The following is a 22,823-nucleotide window of genomic DNA, read 5'->3' as shown; positions in this document are numbered from 1 at the left end:
TTATTACGATTATTATGCTATAATCCGCAAATTCCACATATTTCATAGCAAAAGGAAAAAATGATGAACAAAAAGCTTATTGCTCTTATTTTGGGGTTAGGTGCATTAATTGCGTTAGGTTTGGGTGTGTTTCTCTCAATCAAAACAAAGGATATCAAGTCGCATTTAGAAAAAACACTCAATGAAAAATTTGAATCTTTTGTCCAAGAGAGTGGCTACATCACAGAATGGGAGCCTTTCTCCTGTAGTGGGCTTGTAAATATAGGCTGTTATAGCCCAAAGATTGTTGCCACAGATGGAGAGGGGATTTTGACACTTAAAAATATGGGATTTGATATTGATTCTATGGATAATGCTTCACTCCAAGTATCACTTAATATCAAAGATATAACGCTTGGGGTTAAAGATATTGATGAAGAATATAAGGATTTGCAAGAGAATCTTACTCTTTTTTCGTCTTTTTTTCCAAACAATGTGAAATGTAATATCTCGCTCAAACAAAATGATGACAAGCTCTCTGAAAACCTGCAATGCACTATTACAGCTAAGAATGCGACCTACCAAATACAAGGTGTTGATACCTACCAGCACGAGGGCTTTAAAACACAAAATATCGCTCAGATTCTGCAAGATTTCTATTTTGATGCATTTGTGAATGAAGAGAGTTCTACGCATTTTGAAGAATACAAATATGCCCTTGATAATGTTATGTTTAAAGTCAAGGACAATGGCTTAAGCAAAGATCTGTATAAATATTATGAACTGCAAAGCAATGCTCAAGGGTTACCTGTCAGCCAAGAGGGATTTGAGCAAAATGCCAAAAATGTAAATATGTTAGCCACAATCGGGCTAAGTTTGATAATGGGTGAGACTTATCATAATGAAATCATAGAGCTTGGCAATGCCCTTGAAAGCTTAGTGCTAGGCAAAAGCAAAGAGTTTGGATTCTCATTTAAACGCAAGACAGATTCACAAGAAGAGTTTGTCTCTCTCAAAGAGTTTTTACTGAATCCTTATGCGTCTTACCTTGCAGATAACTTTACTTTTGAGATTATCTCACAATAAGCGAGAAAGGCAATAGGTGCAAAATGGAAAACAACTATCAACGCAATGATAAAAAGGGTAAAACAGGTTTCAAGCGTTTATATAACGCCTTTTTTTTCTCACTTGATGGAATTAAGGCAGCTTGGAAAGAAGAAGAGGGCTTTAGGCAAGTTTTTAGCGTTGGGCTTGTGCTAAGCATTGCTGCCTTTTTTCTCGCACAGAGTTGGCAGGAGCTGATTTTGCTAATTTTGCCTTGTGTGCTTTCTGTGATTGTAGAGCTTATTAACTCCGCGATTGAAAATGCCATTGACTTTACAAGCCTTGAAATCCATCCTCTAGCCAAAAAAGCAAAGGATATGGGCAGTGCCATTCAGCTTATGGCGTGTTTATTTGTAGCGTTTGTGTGGGGCAGCTACCTACTTATGCGGTTTGTGTTGTAGATTCTATTTATTTTTTAGTATTATCACAGATAACCTTAAGACTGCGAATCTCACATAAAACATTAAGGACATAGACAAAAGTTACCCAGCCATACAACAAAAACAAGCTATACACAATTTCTTCCACAAGTGGAAAGTTACCCATTTTAATAAATAACGCCCCAATAACCATCGGCGATATTACAATAAACAACCTTACAGCAATATCCATTTCTTAACTCCTTTTTTATAAAATAAAGAGTCATTCTAACAGGGGGGGGGGGGGAGCAATCAAAAGTTAATATTTATCAAAAACCAAAAAAATAGCGAACTTACGCTTGAGTTAATGACTAACCACAAATCCAAAGCAAAATAAGAATCTTAAAGTGATAAGATTGTTTTACACCACAGATTCTACCGCACTGACTTAAAATTTCTCGCATAACAAATAATTTCTGGGCGATACTCAAAGTGCATTGTATCATAGTGCCACCATCGCCCACCCCATACAAAGCCCTCCACCTCAAAAGCCTCAACAATCTCTAGGGGAATCTGATTTTCATACTTATACTCATCGCGTTCTTTTCTATCCCACAGCCAATATTTTGAAAACTGCGTATTAATATCTAGGGCAATCCCAAAGCTATGGGGGGAGAGATTTGGAGAATCTGCGATATTACGCCAATAAAAAGCATCTTGATCACTCAAAAACTGATAATACGCCTGCGGTATATTCTCAAGCCTTTGCATTACACGAGCAAAAGCCTCACTTACACCATTAAGCGTTGTAACAACAACAAAACCTTTTTCAAAACGATGTGGAAACCACGGTAACTTTACAAGATGAGTTTTCACCTCATCTGCTGAATGCCCATAAATCTCTTTGTAAAATCCCAAATGCCTTACCCTAGAAGTATCTTTATTACGATCCAGCACATTGCCTTGGAGTGGGTAGGGATAGGTAAAAACATCATTCATATCGGGGGAGAGAATCTTCTCATCATAGTCCTTCTCCCTGCCATCATTCCATACAAATCTTGCCCCAGATTCAAGCACCACCTCATTATCGGCAATCCTCACCACCTGCGGGTAATGCCTTTTTACACACTCTTGTGCGAGATTGTCATCTATCTCTTGAGCTTTAAGCCATACACACATACATACACATAAACACGCTATTCGCTTCATATCCCCACCCTAGAATCTACGCTTATATCACAATTATAACTTGTTTTTGTATATTGTATCACACCCTTTTGTTAAAACTTATCTTCCGCCTTAGGCTTATAGAATCTCTGCAACCAATCATCAATTGGCACAAGCAATCGATACAACGCAGGAACGATAAGCAAACTCAAAAACATAGAGAAAAGTAGCCCTCCAATAATACAAATCCCCATAGGCGACTTCATACCAGCACCCGAGCCAACAGAAATAGCCAAAGGTATCATTCCAAACACCATAGCAATCGTTGTCATCAAAATGGGTCGTAGCCGAGATTCTCCAGCAAGGATAAGTGCTTCATCAGTGCTATACCCCTCTTTTCTTTTCTCATTTGCCACATCAATGAGTAAAGTCGCATTTTTTCCAACAAGCCCCATAAGTATCATAAGCCCCATAAGCGAGAACATACTGAAAGGCTGTCCCACAACAAAGAGTGCGATAAATGCACCAGAAAAGCTAAAAGGCAAGGTCATCATAATAACAATGGGCTGCAAAAAGCTCTCATACAACGCCGCAAGGATAAGATAAATAAGCACAATAGCCGTTAAAACCGCTACAAGAAAAGCTATCATCATTTCTTGTGCGTTTTCTGCTTCACCTTGAAGTCTAAAAGTCGCTCCAGATTCAAGCCACTCACCCTGCTTTTGAGCGGTAATTTTCATCATATCGCCCAAAGAGATTCCAGAATACTTTACAGGATAAGCATACACGGTTAGCGATCTTTGCCTATCAAGACGCGTAATAACTGAAGGAGCGGTTGTAGATTCTATCTCCACAAGCCCCTCTACAAACATCAACTCACCATTGCCATTTTTCACTTGCAGTTTTTTAATATCATTAATGGAGATTCTATCTGTATCAGGCACGCGTATAGTAATATCATACTCTTTCCCACGCTCTTTATAATACCCAATCGCCGCTTCCCCAGAGAATGCCCCTCGCACGACATTACCAATCTCTTTTGCACTCACACCATAGCGACTAGCATTCTGCTTTAGCACCCGCAAACGATATTCAGGCAAGTTATCCGCAGCATTGATATGGATATTATCTACCTTTCCTGCAAGAGTAGGGTCATTTTTAAGCAATGCAATGAGATTATCTTTTGACTTATGCAATGCTTCATCACTTGGTGCGAGAATAGCTACTTGATAAGGGGAGTTATCCCCTCCACCCATATCGGAGACTTCTGATAGTGAGATGACAAACTCATTAGCCAACTCACTACTTTTAAGCTTTTCGCCCACCTCTGCCATAATTTCAAATTGCGAAAGTTTCCGATCTTTAATAGGCTTTAAACGCGCATAAATTTGAGCCTTAAAGATATTTTTTTCATTTGTATAGCCAATTTGCAATGAAGTAAATTCCACATTCTCATTTGCCATAACAATATCTTGCAAGATTCCTGTTTTTTCTTTCATCGCACTCATACTAATACCGGGCTTTGTCTCCAAAAAGACTTGAAACTCACTCTTATCATCAGGGATAATAAACTCCATACCAATCTTAGCTAGTAGCATAATAGATAAGAAAAATACGCCAATAACGCCCACAATCACCTTAATCTTATTTCGCAACACAAAAGCAAGGGTTTTGACATAATAGCCATCAAGTGCTTTAAAAAATGGCTCTGTGCGATAATAGAATCTTGAATACTTGGGATTTACCACAATTGAAGAAACCATAGGGATAATGGTAATAACAACAATATATGAGATTCCAATAGCTGCGGCTACGGTTATCCCAAAGCTTTGGAAAAATCTCCCCACAATTCCGCTCATACTTCCCACAGGGATAAATACTGAAAGCAACATAGCTGAAATGGCAATGAGTGCAAAGCCAATCTCACGCACACCCTCATAGGCTGCCTCACGCTTACGCATACCAGATTCTAGCTTTTTATGGATATTCTCAATCACAACAATCGCATCATCAATGATAATCCCAATAGCAAGAGCCACCGCAAGAAGTGTCAGCATATTGAGTGAAAATCCAAAAAAATTCATCAAAGCAAAAGTCCCAAAAATAGAAATAGGAATACTGATAGCCGATACAAGCGTAATCGTCCCACTTCTTAAGAAGATAAACACAACAAACACCGCCAAAAATACCCCTAAAAGCACATCAAATTCAACAGAAGCAATGGCTGAACGAACATTTTGTGTCGTATCTTTGAATGCCCTTACTTCATAATCAGGGCTGATAGCTTCAATCTGTGGCAGCACTTTCATCACCGCATCAGCAATGGCAATATCATTTGCCCCAGAAATTTTTTGCACCTCAAAAATCACACCGGGCGTTTTATTTAAAGACGCAAAAGTCTTATCTTCTTCAATCCCATCTTCAATAGTTGCAATATCCCCCAATCTAATGCCTTCAGCCACGCGGATATTCCCCACATCGCTTAAATCCGTGCTTTGTGCATCTGTGGTAATCACCCACTCTTGCAATGTACCAATAAGCCTACCGCCGTCTATCTCAAGATTCTCTAGTCCTATTTTATTTGAAATATCTGTGTAAGTTAACCCATATTTATTTAGCATACTTGGGCTTACAAAGATTCTAATCTGTCGCTCCCTATGCCCTCTCATCTCCACGCCACCAACGCCAGATATTTTTTGCAATAATGGCTTAACATTATCCTTAGCGTGTCGCATAAGCTCGGCTGAACTCACCTTATCACTTGTAAGAAAAATTGAAACTATCGGCATAGAAGAGCTATCAAATTTATTGATACTTGGTGTCTTTACTCCAGAATCTAGCTGCAAAGACCCCACCTTATCTCGCACATCATTCACTGCACTATCAAGGGGCTTTTCTAACTCAAACTGCACAATAACCATACTTACATTTCTTGCAGAGCTTGAAGTTACTTTTTTTATCCCATCAATCCCCATAACCGCTTCTTCAATCTTATCAGTTACCTTTGTCTCTACAATCTCCGCACTTGCTCCCGGATAACTTGTAATCACCACAGCCACAGGAAAATCAATATCCGGGAAAAGTGAAGTTGGCATTTTTTTTACACCCAAAAACCCAAAAAACAAAATCGCAAAAGCAAACATTAAAGTTGTAATGGGACGAGTAATGGCAAACTTATACATTATTTTGTCCTTATATAGCCATCACCAAATGTCCCGGGAATCACACCTTGGACTATGGCTTCAGCTTTGACTTTGCGTGTGCTTGTGCTGGCAGTTGGATAAATTTTGCTAATAGTTGTATGCAAATCCTCTTTTCTCCCATCAATGCGGAAATCAAATCTATCGCCAACCTTAACCTTGCTAATATATTTAAAATCAAACTCAAGCACAAGCTTTACATCTTTAGTTATCAGCCTAAAAAGCTTTGTGCTATTAGCACTCACACCATCGCCTAGCTCAATCTCTTTAGAAGCGATTACACCATCAAAAGGGGCTTTAAGCTGCGTTTTGCTTAACATCGCCATTTGGTAAGAATAGTCCGCCTCAAGCTTTTTATATTCTGATTTATACCTATCAAGTGTGTTTCTATCCACAGCTCCACCACTTCTTTGATATCGTTCATATTGTTTTTTAGCAAAGATATATTGCTGCTCTGTTGAACGCGCTTGAGATTCTATATCTTGGTTAAAAAGCGTGAGAAGTAAATCTCCTTTTTTTACTTCACTCCCCACATCAACTAAAATATTTGATACAATCCCGCTCGTTGCGAGATTCAAATTCGCATCTTTTATCGCTTCAGCATTAAAAATCGCATATATATCTTCACCCGCATACATATGCGATAATAACATTAATCCCACCAATAGAATCTTTCTCATCTTTTCTCCTTTTTTTTGTTGCTTACTACTCAATTTTATTCAATGTGTTGAGCCAAATCTTGTCCGCTGTAATAAATATAATATGCTTTTTGCATTTCATAGTTATTTAACGCCTGATTATAAGTCGCCTCCGCCTCTACCTTTTTTGTCAAAGACTGCAAATAATCCGTAAAGTTTAGAATCTGTGCGTCATATTTTTTAGCCACATTGTCAAAAGCAATATTTGCTGAACGCAGTGCTGCCTCACTTGCCTTAATCTTTGCTACGGCAATCTCTAGGCTTTTACGATACATTCTTTCATCTTTTTTCTGCTCTTCTTTTTTATAGGCAAGCTCTTTAAGTGATTTCATATAGCCAAGTCGTGCTGCTTCATTTTGATGATAGATTGTTAGGGCATCAAGACGAATGGTTGCACTTATCATAATTTGATTTTGATTGAGTGGGAATGAACGCTGAATCATAGGAAGCATATCATTTGCACTCATACCCGGTGGCAAGTCCTTGAATGCAAGAGAGCCATTTTTAGTAATATCACTATTAATCACATAGGTATCACTCACGCTTACAATCGGTAAATAATTAATCTGTCTTGCTTGATATTTAGCACTTTGGGCTTGGAAATTCAGCATATTCAAATCGTGCCTATTCTCATCAAGCTTAAAAAGTGGCGTTTTGATAGTCTTACGCTCTAGTGCCTCTACTTCAGTATTTGATAAAAGTGAAAGCATAAATTTATTTTTTTCAATCTCCATTTTAATATTAGCAAGTTCGTGTTCTGTGGCAAGGACTTCTGCACGCAAAGATTCTACATCATCAATAGTCGTAAGCCCTGTATTATACAAACGCTCCACGCGTTTAATATTAGATTCAAGTTGTGTGCGTTTCTGCTCAAGGCTTAAAAGCTGTGCGCGGTTGGTAAAATACCCATAATACTGCTCAATGATATTTAAAAATAATTGATCTTTTGTATGCTCCTTATCTTCAATACTTGCACGATACAAGGAGTCTTTCTCACGAACTTTATTATAAGTCTTAAATCCGCTGAAAACCTCCCAATTCGCCTTGGCACTGCTTGTATGAGCTTTTAGACGCATACTTGGATTATCTGTATCTTGGTATTGATATGCCCCATCAAGTGTGGGTAAAAACTCCCCATAAGCCGCACGATTTACCGCTTGGGCTTGTAAAATTGCCAATTCTTTAGCCTCAAGATTGTAGTTTTTCTTTGCCCCCTCTAATAATTCAGCTAAAGTAAAAAGTCGCCCTGAAGTCTTATCCGCCTCGCCTTTATTTGTTGGGGCTTGACTATTCCCTTGGATTTGTAGATCATCTTTTGTAGATTCAATCTCTTCAAACCGATATACTTTTTCAGATTCAAAATTGTCATTTTGAATCTCCGCAAACATCTGCGAAGCGAATACAAATGCTATACATACTATACTTTTTCTCATCATACAATAACTCCTAAGTGATGATTATAAAAATTTGGAGTGAGATTTTAGCCAAATTTTGTAAATAGTTGTATATACAACTATTTACAAAATAGGTAAAAACGCCGAGGGTTCTAACATACAATGCGTGAAGTATGTGTGTAAAGATTCAGCGTATCACCACGAGCAAAGCCTACAAGACTGACACCTAAAAGTTGAGCAGATTTAATGCCAAGATGCGTTGTAGCTGCACGAGAAATCACCATAGGAATATCACTCATCGCCGCTTTTATCACCATCTCCATTGAGAGCCTCCCGCTCACTATTAAAATAGAATCTTGCAAACTTAAATGACTTAGTCTTGCCATACCAATGACTTTATCAATGGCATTATGTCGCCCCACATCTTCGCATATAAGCGTTTTTTCACACACAAGCATAGCCTTATGCACACAGCCTGTCTGTGAAAAAAGCTCACTTGGGGCATTAAACTCGTCAATCAACTCAAAGATTCTATCCACACTCACTCGCATTGTTGAAGCGATAAACTTCTGTGCAATCTCACCATCAAAATTCGCACTCACCCCCACACAGCAACCTGTTGTTAAAGTTTTTTCCTTATGGAGATGAGTGAGTTTAGATTCTTCAATCTTAGCTTGCATATACACACTTAAGCCATCTTTGGCAATCTCAAGCGAGACAATATCATTTACAGATTCTAACACGCCCTCATTAAGCAAGAATCCTACCAAATGAGCGTCTTGGTGATAAGGCAAACTCATCACCGATAAAAGCTTTGTGCCATTAAGATAAAAGGCTATGCGTTGCTCCTCAATGACATCATCTTGTAATGTCTCCGCCCTGCCATCTCTATGGATTCTTAACATACGCATTTTATGCACGACTTTTTTCAACACAAGCCCTTTTGCAACATACACTCTTTTTGTGGCACAAACCCTTAATGTTTAAACCGCATAGAATCTAGCTTACCTTGAGCCTTTAAATCTTTGTAATAAAGGCTATGAAGCATAGAGAGTTCTTCCTCACCCATTTTGCCATTGATGATAGATTCCATAGCACCTTCAATGGCAAAGACTGCCATATAAATATGCGTTATCAAAAGGGCAATGACAGCAAAACCAAGCACATTATGCAAAATCGCCATAAGTCGCAAGGTATTAATATCCGTGCATTGAAAGAACATAACTGCTCCGGTGAAAACCATCACGCCTCCACCAAGTGTAGCCACCCAAAACCACATCTTTTGCCCGGCATTAAATTTATGTGCGGGGACTTCGCGATTAACCTTATCTAAATAACCGCCTAAAATCATCATCCACTTAATATCATAGGATTTAAACAGACAATCTTTCGCCCACATCAAAAACATCAATGTCCCAAACACAGCAAAAAATAAAGTAGCAAACCCGTGCACATCTCGTGCAAAGCGTATCAACGCACCACCACCAAGCTTATCACCAAAAACCATCATAAGCCCTGTGAGACAGAGCATTACAAAAGGCACTGCCGCACACCAATGCACGATAATATTGTATTTTGTAAAAACAACCAAAAAACTATCGTGTGAATAGTGTCGCTTCCCAACAATCTTATAGTGCCCATAAAACGCCATTGGCACAAAAATCACAATCAGCAAAAAGATAAGAGCAAAATACTGCTCTTGCAGAATTGTAAAAAGCTCTCCTAAACCATTCCAGCCACGAATCCCACTAATATCTTCGCCGTGAGTGAGTGGCTCTATACTCCCGCCTTTACCTTCAACAACACTAGATTCTATCACCCCAGCCGTATTTGTGCCTAAGCCCCAATTTTTAATGGCTTCAATTTGTGCAGTCCCATAAATGTCAGTATTTGTCTTAAATGTAATCGCACCCTTTGGCTCACTCACACTCACTGAATCTCCCGCACCATACGCACTAAGCACACATAATACACACCCAAGCAACACTATAAAGATATGTTTCATTCATCACTCCTTATAGATTAATCACCATAGGCTTTTTGCCAAGTATGCGGTGTCCTTGCAGGATCTAGCCCTTTTTTCAAAGCACGCTCACGGATAATCGCACTTACATCATCGCTTCCACCTGCTAAAAGTGCCTTTGTAGAGCACATCGCCGCACACGCAGGGACTTTGCCTTCTGCAATGCGATTTTGCCCATACAAGCGATATTCTTCCTCACTATTTGTCTCTTCAGGACCACCAGCACAGAATGTGCATTTATCCATTGAGCCGCGTGAGCCAAATACATCAGATTTGGGGAATTGCGGTGCGCCAAAAGGACAAGCATACAAGCAATATCCACAGCCAATGCAGGTTTTCTTATTGTGCAAGACAATTCCATCTGCACGGATATAAAAGCAATCCACCGGGCAGACTTTTGCACAAGGTGCATCAGCACAATGCATACAAGCAATAGATATAGATTTTTCCGCACCTTGAATCCCATCATTGAGCGTTACAACGCGTCTTCTATTAATCCCCACAGGCAAGTGGTGAGCTTCCTTACACGCTACATCACAGCCGTGGCAGTCAATACAGCGATTATCATCGCAATAAAACTTGATTCTTGCGTGTCCGGGATCATTTAAGCCCATTTTTAATAAAGTATCACTCATCGCCTACCTCCCTACGCTTTCTCAATGCGGCATAATCCGCATTTTGTCTCCGGACAAGCTGTGTTATAGTCAAATCCATAGCTTGAAATCATATTTGCAGATTCACCAATAGCATAAGCAGCCGTGCCTTCAGGATACTTATCAAGCAGATTCTTACCTTGATCAAGCCCAGAGAAATTTTGAGGTATCCACACGCTATTGACATCAACGCGATACGAGAGTTTAGCCTTAATCAACGCACGAGTATCCATTGTGCCATACACCCACACCATATCGCCATCTTTGATATCTAGTTCAAAGGCTTTATCAGGGTGAATCTCAACAAACATTTCGCTATGCACTTCAGCTAAATACTTCGCGCTTCGTGTTTCCGTCCCTGTCCCCATATGTGAGACCAAACGCCCACTTAGCATATTGATAGGGAATTCTTTTACCCAATCTTTTTCAATCTGTCGTGAGCGGTATTTGATATTTGCCCTAAAATGATTTGGCTTATCTGGGAAGTTAGGATATTTATCCACCAAATCCCCACGCACAGAGTGGATAGGCTCACGATGCAATGGAATCTTATCATACCAATTCCACACAACCGCCCTAGCTCTTCCATTACCATAAGGACAAAGTCCTGCTTCAAGTGCTTTTTCAGCTAAAATATTATTACCAAAGCCAAGAGCATAAGTGCTACCTTCAACCGCCTTTTTCTCTTCGGCACTTAATTTTAAGCCTAAAGATTCAGCATTTGCTGCGCTCACAGGCGGATGTCCGGCGATTTTAGAGCTGGGCAATGAACGCGCTGAAAACATACTTTTCCCATCTGGAGAAGTATCGCCCCAATTCACCCTAAAGCCCATACCACCACGCATAACAGGAATACTATCATTGTAAAATACCGGTGTTCCGGGGTGTTTATCACTCCAGCAAGGCCAAGGCAATCCATAATATTCGCCCTTAAATGGACCTTTACCCTCCAGCGTTACCTTATCAAACATATGCCAATTTTCTTGATGTGCTTTTAGCCTTTTAGGACTCATACCTTGTAAGCCGATACTGCGGATACTTTGCGTTAGCTCTGTTGTCGCATCTTCTGGCCATATGAATTCACTTCGCCCATCTTTTTTAGCAATCTCATAAAGACTTCGTTGATACTCTTCTAAGAATCCAAATCGCTTAGCAAACTCAAAGAGAATCTCTTGATCTTCCTTGCATTCAAAGAGTGGCTCCATAACCTTAGAACGCCATTGATAGCTTCTATTTGTCGCTGCTACTGAACCAGAGCTTTCCATTTGACTAGCTGCTGGAAGTAAGAATAAGTCATTATCCCTATCGCTATAAATAGCCAAGTCATTGACATAGGGGTCAATAAACACCACAAGCTCTAGCTTATCCATTGCTTTTTTTTGCAAGTCAAGCAAAGATACAGAAGTCATACCTGTGCCAATAACCACTAACGCACGCAACATCGTATCGCCATTGTTTGCCGCATTTTCAGGTTCTAGCACACCAAACTTCCAAGTAGAATGTGCATAACCGCTAGATTCCATCATCTTTTTATCTTTAAAGCGTGAGAGTAGCCATTCATATTCAACATACCAATGCTTTGCAAAATGTCGCCAAGACGCTTCATTTAACGCATAATATCCGGGCAAGATATCAGGGTTTGCTGCCATATCTGAACTTCCCTGCACATTATCGTGTCCGCGTAAGATATTGACACCGCCACCATTTTTACCCATATTACCCAAGAACATTTGTAAAATCGGCATAATCCGCGTGTTGCTTGTGCCAACTGTGTGCTGTGTTAGCCCTTGATTCCAAATGAGACTTGCAGGCTTTGCCTTTGCCATATCTTCAGCAATATGACGGATTGTATCAGCGGGAATCCCAGTAATATTACTTGCCTCTTCAGGCGTCATTTTCATCGCTTCCTTGATGATTTCCTCATAGCCATAAATCCGCTCTTGCAAGAATTTCTTATCGTGCAAGTCATTTTTAATAATATGATGAAGCATACCATACACAAGGGCAATATCAGTCCCACTGCGGATTCTATGATATTCATCAGCCTTTGCCGCAGTCTTACTAAAATGCGGATCTACAACGACAATTTTCGCTCCAGCCTCTTTAGCGCGTAAAATATGCACCATAGATACAGGGTGATTCACCGCAGGATTTGCACCGATGATGAAAATATATTTTGAAAACATCATATCGGCAATATGGTTTGACATTCCACCAAATCCAAATGTATTCGCCACACCGGCGACTGTTGGGGAGTGTCAAACGCGATTGCAGTGATCTAGATTATTTGTCCCAAAAAATGCAGAAAACTTACGCAAATAATAAGCTTGTTCATTTGAGAGCTTTGCACTTCCTATCCACATTACCGCATCAGGTCCGCTTTCTTCACGAATCTTGCTTAGTTTTGAAGCGATTTTATCCATCGCACTATCCCAATTTGTGCGTTCCCATTTACCATTGACTTTTTCAAGTGGATAACGCAAACGCGTCTCACTTCTTGCCCTATCAATCAAATCCGCACCCTTACAGCAATGTCCGCCAAGTGAAATGGGGTGATCTTGGGCGACTTCTTGACGCACCCACACGCCATCTTGCACTTCAGCGATAATCCCACAGCCCACAGAGCAGTGTGTACATATCGTTTTCACACGCTTTGCGTTAGGATAACGCTCCTTTAGCTCCGCCTCACTTGCCTTTCTAATGACACGCTCACCCTCATTCCCAAAAGCACTACTCACACCAGCCACAGAAGCCAATGCGGAAAGCTTAAGGAATGAGCGTCTCGCATTGCGTCTTTCATTCACTTCGCTCATTTTCACTCCTTATATGTCATTTGGCAACAGAAAAATATGTCTGCCAATACTGCGTATCGCTACGATACAAAATCTCTTGCTTTTTGCTTTTACCCTTGATGACTTCTTTTTGTTTGTGTTCTCCAGAACACCCATTCAAACTAAGGGAGCCTATCGCAACCACAACCCCACCAATCCCAGCAGTTTTCAAAAACTTACGCCTTGATTGATTGTCTTCTTGCGTTTTACTCATAGAGCCTCCTTTGCTTTTTGACTTTTGGGATAAACCCATTTGAACTTTTAAGACTAAAAGCTCAAATCAGCCTACCGCCATTACTCTTACAGCATTACCCCTACAGCAAAGCAGATTCCACCTGTAAAAAGCTTTTGAGCAACTCTCCTATACTCGCATAATAGCTTAAATCCTCCCTTTGTTGTAATGCTTTGCTTACATACTCGCCCAAAGGTAAAACAAGCTCATTTGCCACCTCTATGCTTAAGCTTTTGTCATTCTCATCATTTGAAAGCAAGAGATGTCGCATAAGCAAGAGTAAAAATCCCAAATGCTCCTCGCTCTCTTTACACTCTTTGCTATTAAGTCTAAAGGTGCTTTGCTTAGTTAGTCCTCGTGCCTTTAGCAGGGATTTACCATTTAAACAGCCCTCAGTATAATGTGAGAGATAGAGCATTATATGCCCCACACTCTGGGAGTGTATATTAGATTCCATTTCATTAGAATCTCGCCTTTTTCTTTGAGGCATTGGCGTATTAGGCAAAGGAGTATCAAAAGGCAAAATAAAAGTTCGTGTATATTCATCAAGTATTCCTTTTATGCCTTTATGCATAATCTCACTTTCCAAAAGCTCAAAATGCACTTTATCGCTTTCACTTAAGCTATTTTCCCTTAAGATTCTAATCTGTTCTAAAAGCACACTGCCACGCTCACTTAATAACTCATACAAAAACAACCCAGCAAAAAAGTCATAATATAAAGCTCTTGCTTTTGCTAAAGATTCTACATTATTCTGTGGCATATCTATCCTTCAAACATCACTTTCACTTTGCAATCAGCACAGCATCCTAAAATCCTAAGCTTTAAGCTATCACTGCCAAAGCTTGGCAGTAGAATCTGCTTAATCTTATTGATACTTTTTTGTGTGGCAAATACCTTATCACACTCCACACATCTAAAAGGCTCATCACTTGCAATAGGTGTGTAAGCAAAACTTTTCTCCTCTAATACTAGACTAGAAGATTCTAAACTTAGCACCTGCTCCGCACAGCTTGCTACACAATATCCACAATCCGTGCAAAGGGCAGGTTTATACAAAAGCTCAAAACGACTTTGATTATTGACTAATGCCTTTGTATTACACGCCTCCACACAGCTAAGGCACAAGGTGCATTGCTCCGCATTAATACCTAAAATCCCAAAGCCCTGAATCTTAACCTTGCCATAGCTCTCTTGCTTTATCCAAAATCGCATTCTCTCTGCAAATATGTCTTTGCTACTCTCATTTTCCCTTGGGGTATAGACATAATGGCTTTGTGGCAGGGGCTTTAATATAGATATATCATCTATCTCGCTAAGCTCCATAATGGCTATTGAAGAAAAAATTCTTTGATATATTTCATTTATAGAATCTTTATCGGCATTTGTGTGTTTGCCAAGTGGAGTGTATAGAATGATAGGAGAGCCACTCTCTTGCAACAATGTCAAAAAATACACACTATTTAGCATATCTGGCACACTCAATACAAAAGGCAGGATAAGGGGATTTTGCTCTTTTAGAATCTTAAGATTCTCTATAAACTCACTGTCTTCAAAGACTTCTCTTCCCACCACAAGCGGAATATAGTGTTTATACAATCTCACCTTGTAAGTAAAAGCCTCTAATCCATCGCCCTGCCGCTGCACACTCCCTGTGGGGCAGACACTCACACATCGCCCACACGCAATACAATCAATCGCAGAAAGCTCCAAGACTCTAGCATTTTTATCGCTTGTAATACCAATAGTTGGGCATATATCCACACAGCTATGACACACACTTTCCCCATTTGCTAAAGGGCGTCTTAGCTGAAATTGACAATGCGTGGGATCAAAAATAATATTTCTCTCATAGCTCTGCTCCCCACAGAATCCCAAAAGGGCTTGAAGCATTTGATTAGCACTCTCATACATATTCGGCCTATGCACACCCTTACATTCAGGCAAATCAAGTGGGGCAAAGCACACAACCTGTGCGGTTTGAAGACTCTCTATCTCGCCAAGAGCATTTTTAAATCGCAGATTAAATGCTCCCAAATGCCCCTTTAAACTTACAAAGTCCTGTGGCAGAAGCTGTGAGACTTCCAAAACATAGGAATGCTCTTTTTCCACACAAAGAGACAAAAACGCATCACATAAATCCCCATAGCCTATAACCACGCATTGCGGTGGTATCACACTTATAGAATCTTTATTAAGCGAAGTAAAATCAAGGGTCAGCTCATCGCACTCGTGCAGAATCTCCACTTCTTGTGCGTTCAAAGCCATTTCTGTGTGTTGTGTCATTATCCTTATCCTGAGCTTATTTGTTGTAAGTTGTTTGTTTGCTGTTTTCTAAGGCGAAATGATACACTATCTTTGCAAAAATGAAAGTATTATTTTACCCATTTACTCATTATAGCTTTGTATATTTTTTAACATATCCTTTTTTGTAACAGTCGCTTAAAAAAATAATAAAGCGTTATATATTTTGCTTCTCACATCACACACTTTGTCTGCTTATGTCAAATCAGGGTTAGAAAATTTTTCATAATCCTTTTGCCTTTTTGTTGCAAAATAGATTCAGGGTGAAACTGCACACCATAACAATCATAATCCTTAGCCTTAAGCACCATAAGCACATTATTTTCACTATATCCCAACGCCTCACACTCCCCAAGCTTACTGACATAGAGCGAATGATAAAGGGCTATTTGTATGCCTTGTGGGATACCTTCAAACAAAGCATTTGGCGTAAAATATAATCTCACACTCTTTGCGTGAGTGGGATTTGGCAAAGAGATGACTTCCCCACCAAAAGCTTGAGCGATACATTGATGTCCTAGACAGATTCCTAGAATCTTATGCGTTGGAGCAAAGGTTACAATCGCTTCCAAACACACGCCTGAATCTAGCGGGTGACTGGGACCGGGCGAGATGATAAGATGAGAGAAATCAAGCTTTTTTATACGAGATAGGGGCGTGTCATTTGGCACAATTTGTGGTTTAACACCAAGGGCTGAAAGCAAATACACCACATTGTAAGTAAAAGAATCATAATTATCAATAATCAATACTTGCTTGTGTGAAAAATTACTTTTATTGTATTTCATCGCTTATCGCCTTTAAATTCTTAAGATTCTATACTTGCAACTCCACTTGCACCACGCCCCGCACGGAGTTAAGGCAAAAGATTCTATCTGCCTTATGCAAATGCTTAAGTGTGAGCCTTTTTTCAAAAATAAGCCCAGAATCTAAAAGCATACCCCGCAATGTGCCTTGCAGTAGCCCACTTTGTGAATGCGGGGTGCAAAATCTCCCCTTCATCTCACACACAATATTACTTCTACTGCCTTCTGTAATCTCGCCTTTTTGATTATAAAAAATCATATCAAAAATTTTTCCCTGCCCTATCATCTTTTGTGCTGTGGCAAAATGTGGGCGGTGGGTTGTTTTATGCGAAACAAGCAAATGAATAGAATCTAGCGTCTTAGGAGAAATTATCACTTTATTGGTAGAAAGTGGCAGTAAGGGCAAGGATTCTAAACGCAAATTGCCATTATGAGACAAGACTAGTCGCAAAATACACTCATCACTCAAGCCATTTACATTTTTAAGCTTATTTGCACCAAGATTCTCACAAAACTGCGTTGAATCCTGCCACATCGTGTTATCAATACAAGACAAATCTCCGCATTGCATATAAAATGCATCAAAAGTAGTGATGTTTAACTGATTTGTGCGTTGCGATGAGACAAGGCGTGAGAGCTGCTCTGTATTAAACCCCAAGGCTAAGGCACTGCTTTGCAATCGCTTCAAATGCCTATCAAGCAGAAAAATACGCCCATTCCTATAAAGCATTGTTTCAAATAAGTCATACTGCTGATTTTGAGCGTTTAAAAACTTACTTTTTAGTTTTAATTCAGCAAACTCATCTTCACATACAGAATCCCACACTACCCCACTTCCCACACCATAGCGATAAACCTTTTCATTGCGAATCTTACTCAAAGTGCGGATAGGCACACAAAAGCAAGTTTCCTTATATGAAACAACACCCAAAGCCCCGCAATACACGCCTCTTGGGCGAGATTCTAGCTGCGAGATAAGATCCATAGTCTTAAGCTTTGGCGCACCTGTGATAGAACCACAGGGAAAGAGTGCTTGAAAAATCTGCGAGAGTAAAAAGTCATTTTTCAAACGCCCTTTAATTGTGGAAATCATTTGATGAACAGAAGGGTAAGAATGAATAGCACACAGCTCTTTAACCTTCAGCGAGTTTGGTGCAATCACCTTACTTAAATCATTGCGGAGTAAATCAACAATCATTAAATTTTCACTGCGATTTTTGCTGTCTTTTTGTAAGGCAAGTTTCAAGGCTTTATCTTTTGCTTTTTGTTTTTTTATATTGAGATTCTCATCGTGCAATGCCCTTTTTATCGTGCCTTTCATAGGCTGGGTTGTGATGGTGTTGTTTTTTATTTTGAAAAATAATTCTGGCGAAAAGCATAGGATTTTAAGAAAAGCATTGCTTAAATAAGCCTTGTATGGAGTGTTTTGCCTAATGGAGAGATGTTGAAAAAGCTGTTTTGAAGGCAGGGAAGAGTGGAGCAAAATCTCTTGGGTGTAGTTCAGCTGATAGGTATGTCCTTGCTTAATATTTTCTTTGATTGTGAGAAAATGCTGTTTGTAGGCTTTGTCATCTAAATTTTTAGCGATATTTAGGGAAAATTTACCTTTGGGCTTGAGTGGCTTTATTTTTTTTCGCTTATAATAAAGGGCAAAATATAATAGGGGCTGCTTTTTGTGTTTATATGTCATTATAGGCAAGTTCGCATAATGGGTTTGGAGTAAGATTCCAGCCTCATAAGTCATATAACCTATAAAGTAGCCTTTTTGCTTTGAATGTAGGAAGTTATCTAGAATCTGTAAGGCTTGGAGTAAGCCATTTATGTTAAAAGCATAGATTTTCCGCACACAATGTGTATAACTATAATCCCCACATATCGCTTTCATTTATGTCCTTTTGCCTAAGTCAAATAAAAGGAAAAGTATAGCTTAAAATATAAAAGCCACAGCAATATAACACTCATCATTAAGCAAAGTAATTGAGCAGATAAACACAAGTCTCAAAAAAAAGATTGAAAGTGGATTAAAAGTGTTGAAAAAATAATAAAAGAAGAAATTTAGAAAGTAAAGTAAAAAGCTAGAAATTCTAGCTTTTTACTCATATTACACAAACTCAATGATAGCCATTTGCGAAGCATCACCCTTTCGCAATCTCGTGCGTTGGATTCTCGTATAGCCACCATTTCTATCTGTGTATTTTGGCGAAAGCTCCGTTACAAGCTTTTTTGTCGCTACCTTATCTTGCAAATACGCAAACACATAACGATGTGCGTTTAAGTCATTAGCCTTCCCAGCTGTGATAAGCTTTTCAATATAGCTTTGCAATTCTTTTGCCTTAAATACGCCCGTTTCTATTTTGCCGTGTGTGATAAGGGCAACCGCAAGATTCTTCAACAATGCCTTACGATGTGATGAAGTTCGCCCTAGCTTTCTGTATCCGTGTCCGTGTCTCATATCCCTACTCCCTAACTATTTCTAATTTTTGCTAATTTACGATTAAGAAGCTGCAAAATGTCTTCAGCAATTTCCCCACCAACAGGGTATCCAAGCTCCTCTAACTTTTCAGTTATCTCATCGTAGGATTTCTTACCCATATTCTTAATGTTTTTAAGCTCATTTTCACTCATAATAACAAGCTCTCCCACATACTTCAAGCCTGATCTATCAAGGCAGTTAAAGCATCTTGCACTAAGATTCAGTGTATCAATCTTAATCATCAATGTCTTCAACTCCCCAGAATCTTCAGCAATACTCTTACTGCCATTTGGCGTAGCACTTAAATCAACACCAAAGATACTCATTTGCTTATGCATAACCGATATAGCCTCTTTAAATGCAGTAAGTGGCTCAATCTGCCCATCTGTCTCTATGTCAAAAATAATCTTTTCATAGTTTGGATTATCCTCAACAAGCACATTTTCAATCTCATAAATAGCCTTTTTCACAGGTGTGAAATACGCGTCAAGAGGAATATAATCCTCTGCTATCTTGCCACGGATACTCTCGCTTGGCACATAGCCTATACCCTTTTGCACGATGAGTGAAAAACTAATTGAAGCATTCTCATTAATTGTAGCCAAATACGCCTCAGGATTCACCACATCTACACTTTCATTGGCAAGCTCATTGGCACTTAGCACCATAGGTCCCTTAAACTCATAATGCACCTGCACACTATCAAGTGTCTCATCTTTGATAAGAAAGCGAATGTTTTTAAGATTGCTAATAAAATGAGAGACATCTTCAACAATCCCACGAATAGAATCAAACTCGTGCGTAACACCCTGAATCTTAAGTGCAGTAGGAGCATACCCCACAGAACTTAAAAGCAACAAGCGACGCAATGGATGTGCTAAGGTAATAGCATAGCCAGATTCAAAAGGATAAGCACTGATTTTAATTCTATTGCTTGAAACCTCTTCAATGCTTATATCCGTAGGGATATAAGGCTCAATTTTAATCATATTCATTCTGCGTCCTTAATATTATTTATTATTTAGAGTAAAGCTCAACAATCAATCTTTCTTCAATAGGTATCACTACCTCTTCTCTCTGTGGAAAACGCGTAAAAATACCAAACTTCTTTTCCTTATCCACATCTACCCAAGGCACTATACCTGTTTGAGCTGTCAAATCAATCGCTCGAACAACCTGTGGATTATTCTTGCTCTTTTCTTTTACTTCAATTTTTTGCCCGGGCTTAACCATATATGATGGAATATCCACGTGCTTACCATTTACAAGAATATGCCCGTGTGTAACGAGCTGACGCGCAAAACGGCGAGTTGTAGCAAAACCCATACGATACACAACATTATCAAGCCGTTGCTCTATGATACGCACAAGATTTTCACCCGTATTGCCTTCCTGTCTGTTAGCCTCTCTAAACAACGCACGGAATTGCTTTTCACTCACACCATACATAATTTTAGCTTTTTGCTTCTCACGAAGCTGTAAGCCGTATTCAGAAATTTTACCTCGCTTTTGTCCGTGCTGTCCGGGTCCATAAGGACGCTTATCAAGCGCACTTTTTCCCGCCAATCTTCTCTCACCTTTTAACGCTAAAGAAACGCCAAATCGTCTTTCTAGTTTTTCAACTGGTCCTCTATATCGTGCCATCTCTACCCCTTACACTCTTCTTCTTTTTGGTGGTCTGCATCCATTATGTGGCAGTGGCGTAACATCTTTAAGCCACAATACCTTAATGCCCTCAATCGCACCAACACTTTTTACCGCAGTCTCGCGTCCGCTTCCCGGTCCTTGCACTTTAATACCAACTTCTTTAATACCGCATTCCTTTGCTTTTTCCATCGCAGATTCTACTGCTTGTTGTGCTGCATAAGGAGTGGATTTTTTACTCCCTTTGAATCCCAAACCACCAGCGGTAGCCCAGCACAACACATTACCCATTTCATCAGTAACAGTTACATTTGTATTGTTAAATGACGCAGAAATACACACAACACCTCGTGTAATATTCTTCTTAGCACCTTTTTTCTTTGTTATACTTTTTTTTGCCATTTGACTACTCCTTACTTGCTACCAACTGTTTTTTTCTTGCCTTTGCGTGTGCGGGCGTTATTTTTAGTTGTCTGTCCGCGAACAGGCAAGCCTTTTCTATGTCTTAAACCACGATAGCTTCCCAAATCCATTAAGGCTTTGATATCCATTGTTACCTTTTTACGGAGATCTCCCTCCACCATATAACTCTCTTGAATCTTTTTTGCAATTGATGAAACTTCATCTTCGCTGAGATCAAAAACTCGCTTATCAAAAGAAATATTTACAGCCTTGAGAATATCTCTTGAACTTTTAAGCCCAATGCCGTAAATATAAGTGAGAGCATATTCTACTCTTTTCTTTTTTGGCAAATCTACACCAGCAATTCTAGCCATTGTTTATCCTTGTCTTTGTTTATGTTTTGGGGTTGAGCAAATCACTCTAACCACGCCCTTACGCTTAATAACCTTGCATTTGTCGCACATCTTTTTGACTGAAGGTCTAACTTTCATACCTACTCCTTATGATTTTTTAACTTTTTTGAGTTAAAACCGCGGATTCTACAGAAAAAATATTTAAAAACTACTTACACGAATCATTTATATCTATAAGTAATTCTACCCTTATCCAAACTATAAGGTGTAAGCTCAATTTTGACCGCATCACCGGGTAAAATCTTAATGTAGTGCATACGCATTTTTCCAGCAATATGACACAACACTATATGCCCATTTTCAAGCTGAACGCGAAAAGTAGCATTTGGCAATGCCTCAATCACTTTTCCATCAACTTCAATCACATCATCTTTTGCCATTTTATACCTCCGTTAAAATCTCTGCCTTGCCACCTACAATAACAATGGTATGTTCATAATGACTTCCATTTAATCCATCTTTGGACACAACAGACCACTTATCGCCCAAAATCACAGGCTCACCATCTTTTTGAGCAATCATTGGTTCTATACAAAACACCATACCCTCTTTAATCTTTGGACCCTGCTTAACATTAGGAGATTCTATATAGTTTGGAATCTCTGGCTCTTCGTGTGGAGCCCTGCCTATTCCGTGTCCGCAAAAGCCACGCAATGGCACAAAACCACGCTTTATAATAGAATCTTGTAAAAAAAAGCTAAGCTCTTTAAATCGCATACCCACCTTGATATGTGAAATAGCCTCATACAGCACATCTTTTGCACACGCAATAAGATTCTCATTCTCCGTGCTTATCTCACCAATCCCCACACTAATTGCTGCATCGCCATACCAGCCGCCATATTCCACACCAATATCAATCCCTAAAATATCGCCATTTTGCAAACGATACTCATTAGGTATGCCGTGAATAATAACTTGGTTGAGTGATGTGCAGATAGATTGTGGGAATCCATAAAGTTTATAAAAAGCAGCTCTCCCACCTTGTGAAGCGATAAAATCTTTTGCCATACTATCAAGCTCAAGGAGAGAAACCCCCTCTTTTGCTTGAGACGCTAAAAGCTGCAAAGTTTGAGCGACAATCCTATTTGGTATCCGCAAAGATTCTATATCTTTTTTACTCTTGATACTAATCGCCATA

24 protein-coding genes are annotated in these 22,823 nt (G+C 39.4%); 2 read left to right on the top strand and 22 right to left on the bottom strand.

All coding sequences use genetic code 11. The features are described from left to right. Positions 1-60: 60 nt before the first annotated feature. Positions 61-1,065: a hypothetical protein gene (locus HCCG_RS04680; RefSeq protein WP_230197904.1), complete on the top strand. Its 1,005-nt coding sequence runs from the start codon at positions 61-63 to the stop codon at positions 1,063-1,065. Between the two features lie 23 nt (positions 1,066-1,088). Next, positions 1,089-1,484, top strand: a complete 396-nt coding sequence (locus tag HCCG_RS04675) for a diacylglycerol kinase (RefSeq protein WP_002956286.1) — start codon at positions 1,089-1,091, stop codon at positions 1,482-1,484. Between the two features lie 7 nt (positions 1,485-1,491). On the opposite strand, the gene HCCG_RS04670 is transcribed toward HCCG_RS04675, so the two are convergent. From HCCG_RS04670 to map, 22 genes are all read right to left on the bottom strand, one after another. Continuing rightward, positions 1,492-1,695 carry a hypothetical protein gene (locus HCCG_RS04670; protein ID WP_002956285.1) on the bottom strand — a complete coding sequence of 68 codons (204 nt, stop codon included), beginning with the start codon at positions 1,693-1,695 and terminating at the stop codon, positions 1,492-1,494. 182 nt (positions 1,696-1,877) lie between these two features. Beyond that, positions 1,878-2,651 (bottom strand): M15 family metallopeptidase, encoded by a 774-nt coding sequence (locus HCCG_RS04665; protein WP_002956284.1) that lies wholly within the window; start codon positions 2,649-2,651, stop codon positions 1,878-1,880. A gap of 71 nt (positions 2,652-2,722) precedes the next feature. After that, positions 2,723-5,791: an efflux RND transporter permease subunit gene (locus HCCG_RS04660; RefSeq protein ID WP_002956283.1), complete on the bottom strand. Its 3,069-nt coding sequence runs from the start codon at positions 5,789-5,791 to the stop codon at positions 2,723-2,725. Further along, entirely contained in the window at positions 5,791-6,489 is a 699-nt protein-coding gene (locus HCCG_RS04655; protein ID WP_002956282.1) for an efflux RND transporter periplasmic adaptor subunit, read from the bottom strand. Before HCCG_RS04655 ends, HCCG_RS04660 begins: the two co-directional genes overlap by 1 nt. Positions 6,490-6,524: 35 nt before the next feature. Then, on the bottom strand, positions 6,525-7,943 hold the full coding sequence (locus tag HCCG_RS04650) for a TolC family protein (protein ID WP_002956281.1): 1,419 nt from the start codon (positions 7,941-7,943) through the stop codon (positions 6,525-6,527). A 110-nt stretch (positions 7,944-8,053) separates the two neighbouring features. Further along, positions 8,054-8,833: a formate dehydrogenase accessory sulfurtransferase FdhD gene (fdhD, locus tag HCCG_RS04645; RefSeq protein ID WP_015453325.1), complete on the bottom strand. Its 780-nt coding sequence runs from the start codon at positions 8,831-8,833 to the stop codon at positions 8,054-8,056. 44 nt (positions 8,834-8,877) lie between these two features. Next, positions 8,878-9,906: a formate dehydrogenase subunit gamma gene (locus HCCG_RS04640; protein ID WP_015453324.1), complete on the bottom strand. Its 1,029-nt coding sequence runs from the start codon at positions 9,904-9,906 to the stop codon at positions 8,878-8,880. 17 nt (positions 9,907-9,923) lie between these two features. Further along, a complete protein-coding gene (fdh3B, locus tag HCCG_RS04635; protein ID WP_014666500.1) occupies positions 9,924-10,559 on the bottom strand; it encodes a formate dehydrogenase FDH3 subunit beta in 636 nt (211 codons plus the stop codon). Between the two features lie 11 nt (positions 10,560-10,570). Continuing rightward, positions 10,571-13,390, bottom strand: a complete 2,820-nt coding sequence (locus HCCG_RS04630; protein ID WP_104717342.1) for a molybdopterin-dependent oxidoreductase — start codon at positions 13,388-13,390, stop codon at positions 10,571-10,573. 16 nt (positions 13,391-13,406) lie between these two features. Next, positions 13,407-13,622: a twin-arginine translocation signal domain-containing protein gene (locus HCCG_RS04620; RefSeq protein ID WP_002956276.1), complete on the bottom strand. Its 216-nt coding sequence runs from the start codon at positions 13,620-13,622 to the stop codon at positions 13,407-13,409. Between the two features lie 100 nt (positions 13,623-13,722). Then, on the bottom strand, positions 13,723-14,403 hold the full coding sequence (locus tag HCCG_RS04615; RefSeq protein ID WP_002956275.1) for a molecular chaperone TorD family protein: 681 nt from the start codon (positions 14,401-14,403) through the stop codon (positions 13,723-13,725). A 2-nt stretch (positions 14,404-14,405) separates the two neighbouring features. Then, on the bottom strand, positions 14,406-15,926 hold the full coding sequence (locus HCCG_RS04610) for a 4Fe-4S dicluster domain-containing protein (protein ID WP_002956274.1): 1,521 nt from the start codon (positions 15,924-15,926) through the stop codon (positions 14,406-14,408). A gap of 218 nt (positions 15,927-16,144) precedes the next feature. Further along, positions 16,145-16,732: an anthranilate synthase component II gene (locus tag HCCG_RS04605; RefSeq protein WP_002956273.1), complete on the bottom strand. Its 588-nt coding sequence runs from the start codon at positions 16,730-16,732 to the stop codon at positions 16,145-16,147. A 28-nt stretch (positions 16,733-16,760) separates the two neighbouring features. Continuing rightward, positions 16,761-18,635, bottom strand: coding sequence for a chorismate-binding protein (locus HCCG_RS04600; RefSeq protein WP_002956272.1), 1,875 nt, complete (start codon positions 18,633-18,635; stop codon positions 16,761-16,763). A 216-nt stretch (positions 18,636-18,851) separates the two neighbouring features. Next, positions 18,852-19,202, bottom strand: a complete 351-nt coding sequence (gene rplQ, locus HCCG_RS04595; protein WP_002956271.1) for a 50S ribosomal protein L17 — start codon at positions 19,200-19,202, stop codon at positions 18,852-18,854. Between the two features lie 11 nt (positions 19,203-19,213). Continuing rightward, entirely contained in the window at positions 19,214-20,218 is a 1,005-nt protein-coding gene (locus HCCG_RS04590; protein WP_002956270.1) for a DNA-directed RNA polymerase subunit alpha, read from the bottom strand. A 22-nt stretch (positions 20,219-20,240) separates the two neighbouring features. Next, positions 20,241-20,867 carry a 30S ribosomal protein S4 gene (gene rpsD, locus HCCG_RS04585; protein ID WP_002956269.1) on the bottom strand — a complete coding sequence of 209 codons (627 nt, stop codon included), beginning with the start codon at positions 20,865-20,867 and terminating at the stop codon, positions 20,241-20,243. A 9-nt stretch (positions 20,868-20,876) separates the two neighbouring features. Continuing rightward, positions 20,877-21,269 carry a 30S ribosomal protein S11 gene (gene rpsK, locus HCCG_RS04580; protein ID WP_002956268.1) on the bottom strand — a complete coding sequence of 131 codons (393 nt, stop codon included), beginning with the start codon at positions 21,267-21,269 and terminating at the stop codon, positions 20,877-20,879. Between the two features lie 11 nt (positions 21,270-21,280). Continuing rightward, positions 21,281-21,643: a 30S ribosomal protein S13 gene (gene rpsM / locus HCCG_RS04575; protein ID WP_002956267.1), complete on the bottom strand. Its 363-nt coding sequence runs from the start codon at positions 21,641-21,643 to the stop codon at positions 21,281-21,283. 3 nt (positions 21,644-21,646) lie between these two features. Beyond that, positions 21,647-21,760 (bottom strand): 50S ribosomal protein L36, encoded by a 114-nt coding sequence (gene rpmJ / locus HCCG_RS04570; protein WP_002956266.1) that lies wholly within the window; start codon positions 21,758-21,760, stop codon positions 21,647-21,649. Positions 21,761-21,843: 83 nt separating this feature from the next. Further along, on the bottom strand, positions 21,844-22,062 hold the full coding sequence (infA, locus tag HCCG_RS04565; protein WP_002956265.1) for a translation initiation factor IF-1: 219 nt from the start codon (positions 22,060-22,062) through the stop codon (positions 21,844-21,846). A 1-nt stretch (position 22,063) separates the two neighbouring features. After that, positions 22,064-22,822, bottom strand: coding sequence for a type I methionyl aminopeptidase (gene map, locus HCCG_RS04560; protein ID WP_002956264.1), 759 nt, complete (start codon positions 22,820-22,822; stop codon positions 22,064-22,066). Between the last annotated feature and the right edge of the window lies 1 nt (position 22,823).

This window comes from Helicobacter cinaedi CCUG 18818 = ATCC BAA-847 (genome assembly GCF_000155475.1).
In the GTDB taxonomy this organism is placed as follows: Bacteria; Campylobacterota; Campylobacteria; order Campylobacterales; family Helicobacteraceae; genus Helicobacter_C; species Helicobacter_C cinaedi.
The sequence above is the reverse complement of the archived record's forward strand: the minus strand, read 5'-3'. Positions and strand labels throughout refer to the sequence as shown.

Coding starts and splice junctions, on each gene's coding strand:
- fdh3B (WP_014666500.1), bottom strand. CDS start 10,559: ATGAGTGATACTTTATTAAAAATGGGCTTAAATGATCCCGGACACGCA.
- map (WP_002956264.1), bottom strand. CDS start 22,822: ATGGCGATTAGTATCAAGAGTAAAAAAGATATAGAATCTTTGCGGATA.
- HCCG_RS04650 (WP_002956281.1), bottom strand. CDS start 7,943: ATGATGAGAAAAAGTATAGTATGTATAGCATTTGTATTCGCTTCGCAG.
- HCCG_RS04680 (WP_230197904.1), top strand. CDS start 61: ATGATGAACAAAAAGCTTATTGCTCTTATTTTGGGGTTAGGTGCATTA.
- HCCG_RS04670 (WP_002956285.1), bottom strand. CDS start 1,695: ATGGATATTGCTGTAAGGTTGTTTATTGTAATATCGCCGATGGTTATT.
- rpsD (WP_002956269.1), bottom strand. CDS start 20,867: ATGGCACGATATAGAGGACCAGTTGAAAAACTAGAAAGACGATTTGGC.
- HCCG_RS04620 (WP_002956276.1), bottom strand. CDS start 13,622: ATGAGTAAAACGCAAGAAGACAATCAATCAAGGCGTAAGTTTTTGAAA.
- HCCG_RS04660 (WP_002956283.1), bottom strand. CDS start 5,791: ATGTATAAGTTTGCCATTACTCGTCCCATTACAACTTTAATGTTTGCT.
- HCCG_RS04655 (WP_002956282.1), bottom strand. CDS start 6,489: ATGAGAAAGATTCTATTGGTGGGATTAATGTTATTATCGCATATGTAT.
- rpsK (WP_002956268.1), bottom strand. CDS start 21,269: ATGGCAAAAAAAAGTATAACAAAGAAAAAAGGTGCTAAGAAGAATATT.
- rpsM (WP_002956267.1), bottom strand. CDS start 21,643: ATGGCTAGAATTGCTGGTGTAGATTTGCCAAAAAAGAAAAGAGTAGAA.
- HCCG_RS04615 (WP_002956275.1), bottom strand. CDS start 14,403: ATGCCACAGAATAATGTAGAATCTTTAGCAAAAGCAAGAGCTTTATAT.
- HCCG_RS04675 (WP_002956286.1), top strand. CDS start 1,089: ATGGAAAACAACTATCAACGCAATGATAAAAAGGGTAAAACAGGTTTC.
- rpmJ (WP_002956266.1), bottom strand. CDS start 21,760: ATGAAAGTTAGACCTTCAGTCAAAAAGATGTGCGACAAATGCAAGGTT.
- HCCG_RS04605 (WP_002956273.1), bottom strand. CDS start 16,732: ATGAAATACAATAAAAGTAATTTTTCACACAAGCAAGTATTGATTATT.
- HCCG_RS04590 (WP_002956270.1), bottom strand. CDS start 20,218: ATGAATATGATTAAAATTGAGCCTTATATCCCTACGGATATAAGCATT.
- HCCG_RS04600 (WP_002956272.1), bottom strand. CDS start 18,635: ATGAAAGCGATATGTGGGGATTATAGTTATACACATTGTGTGCGGAAA.
- HCCG_RS04640 (WP_015453324.1), bottom strand. CDS start 9,906: ATGAAACATATCTTTATAGTGTTGCTTGGGTGTGTATTATGTGTGCTT.
- HCCG_RS04610 (WP_002956274.1), bottom strand. CDS start 15,926: ATGACACAACACACAGAAATGGCTTTGAACGCACAAGAAGTGGAGATT.
- HCCG_RS04665 (WP_002956284.1), bottom strand. CDS start 2,651: ATGAAGCGAATAGCGTGTTTATGTGTATGTATGTGTGTATGGCTTAAA.
- rplQ (WP_002956271.1), bottom strand. CDS start 19,202: ATGAGACACGGACACGGATACAGAAAGCTAGGGCGAACTTCATCACAT.
- infA (WP_002956265.1), bottom strand. CDS start 22,062: ATGGCAAAAGATGATGTGATTGAAGTTGATGGAAAAGTGATTGAGGCA.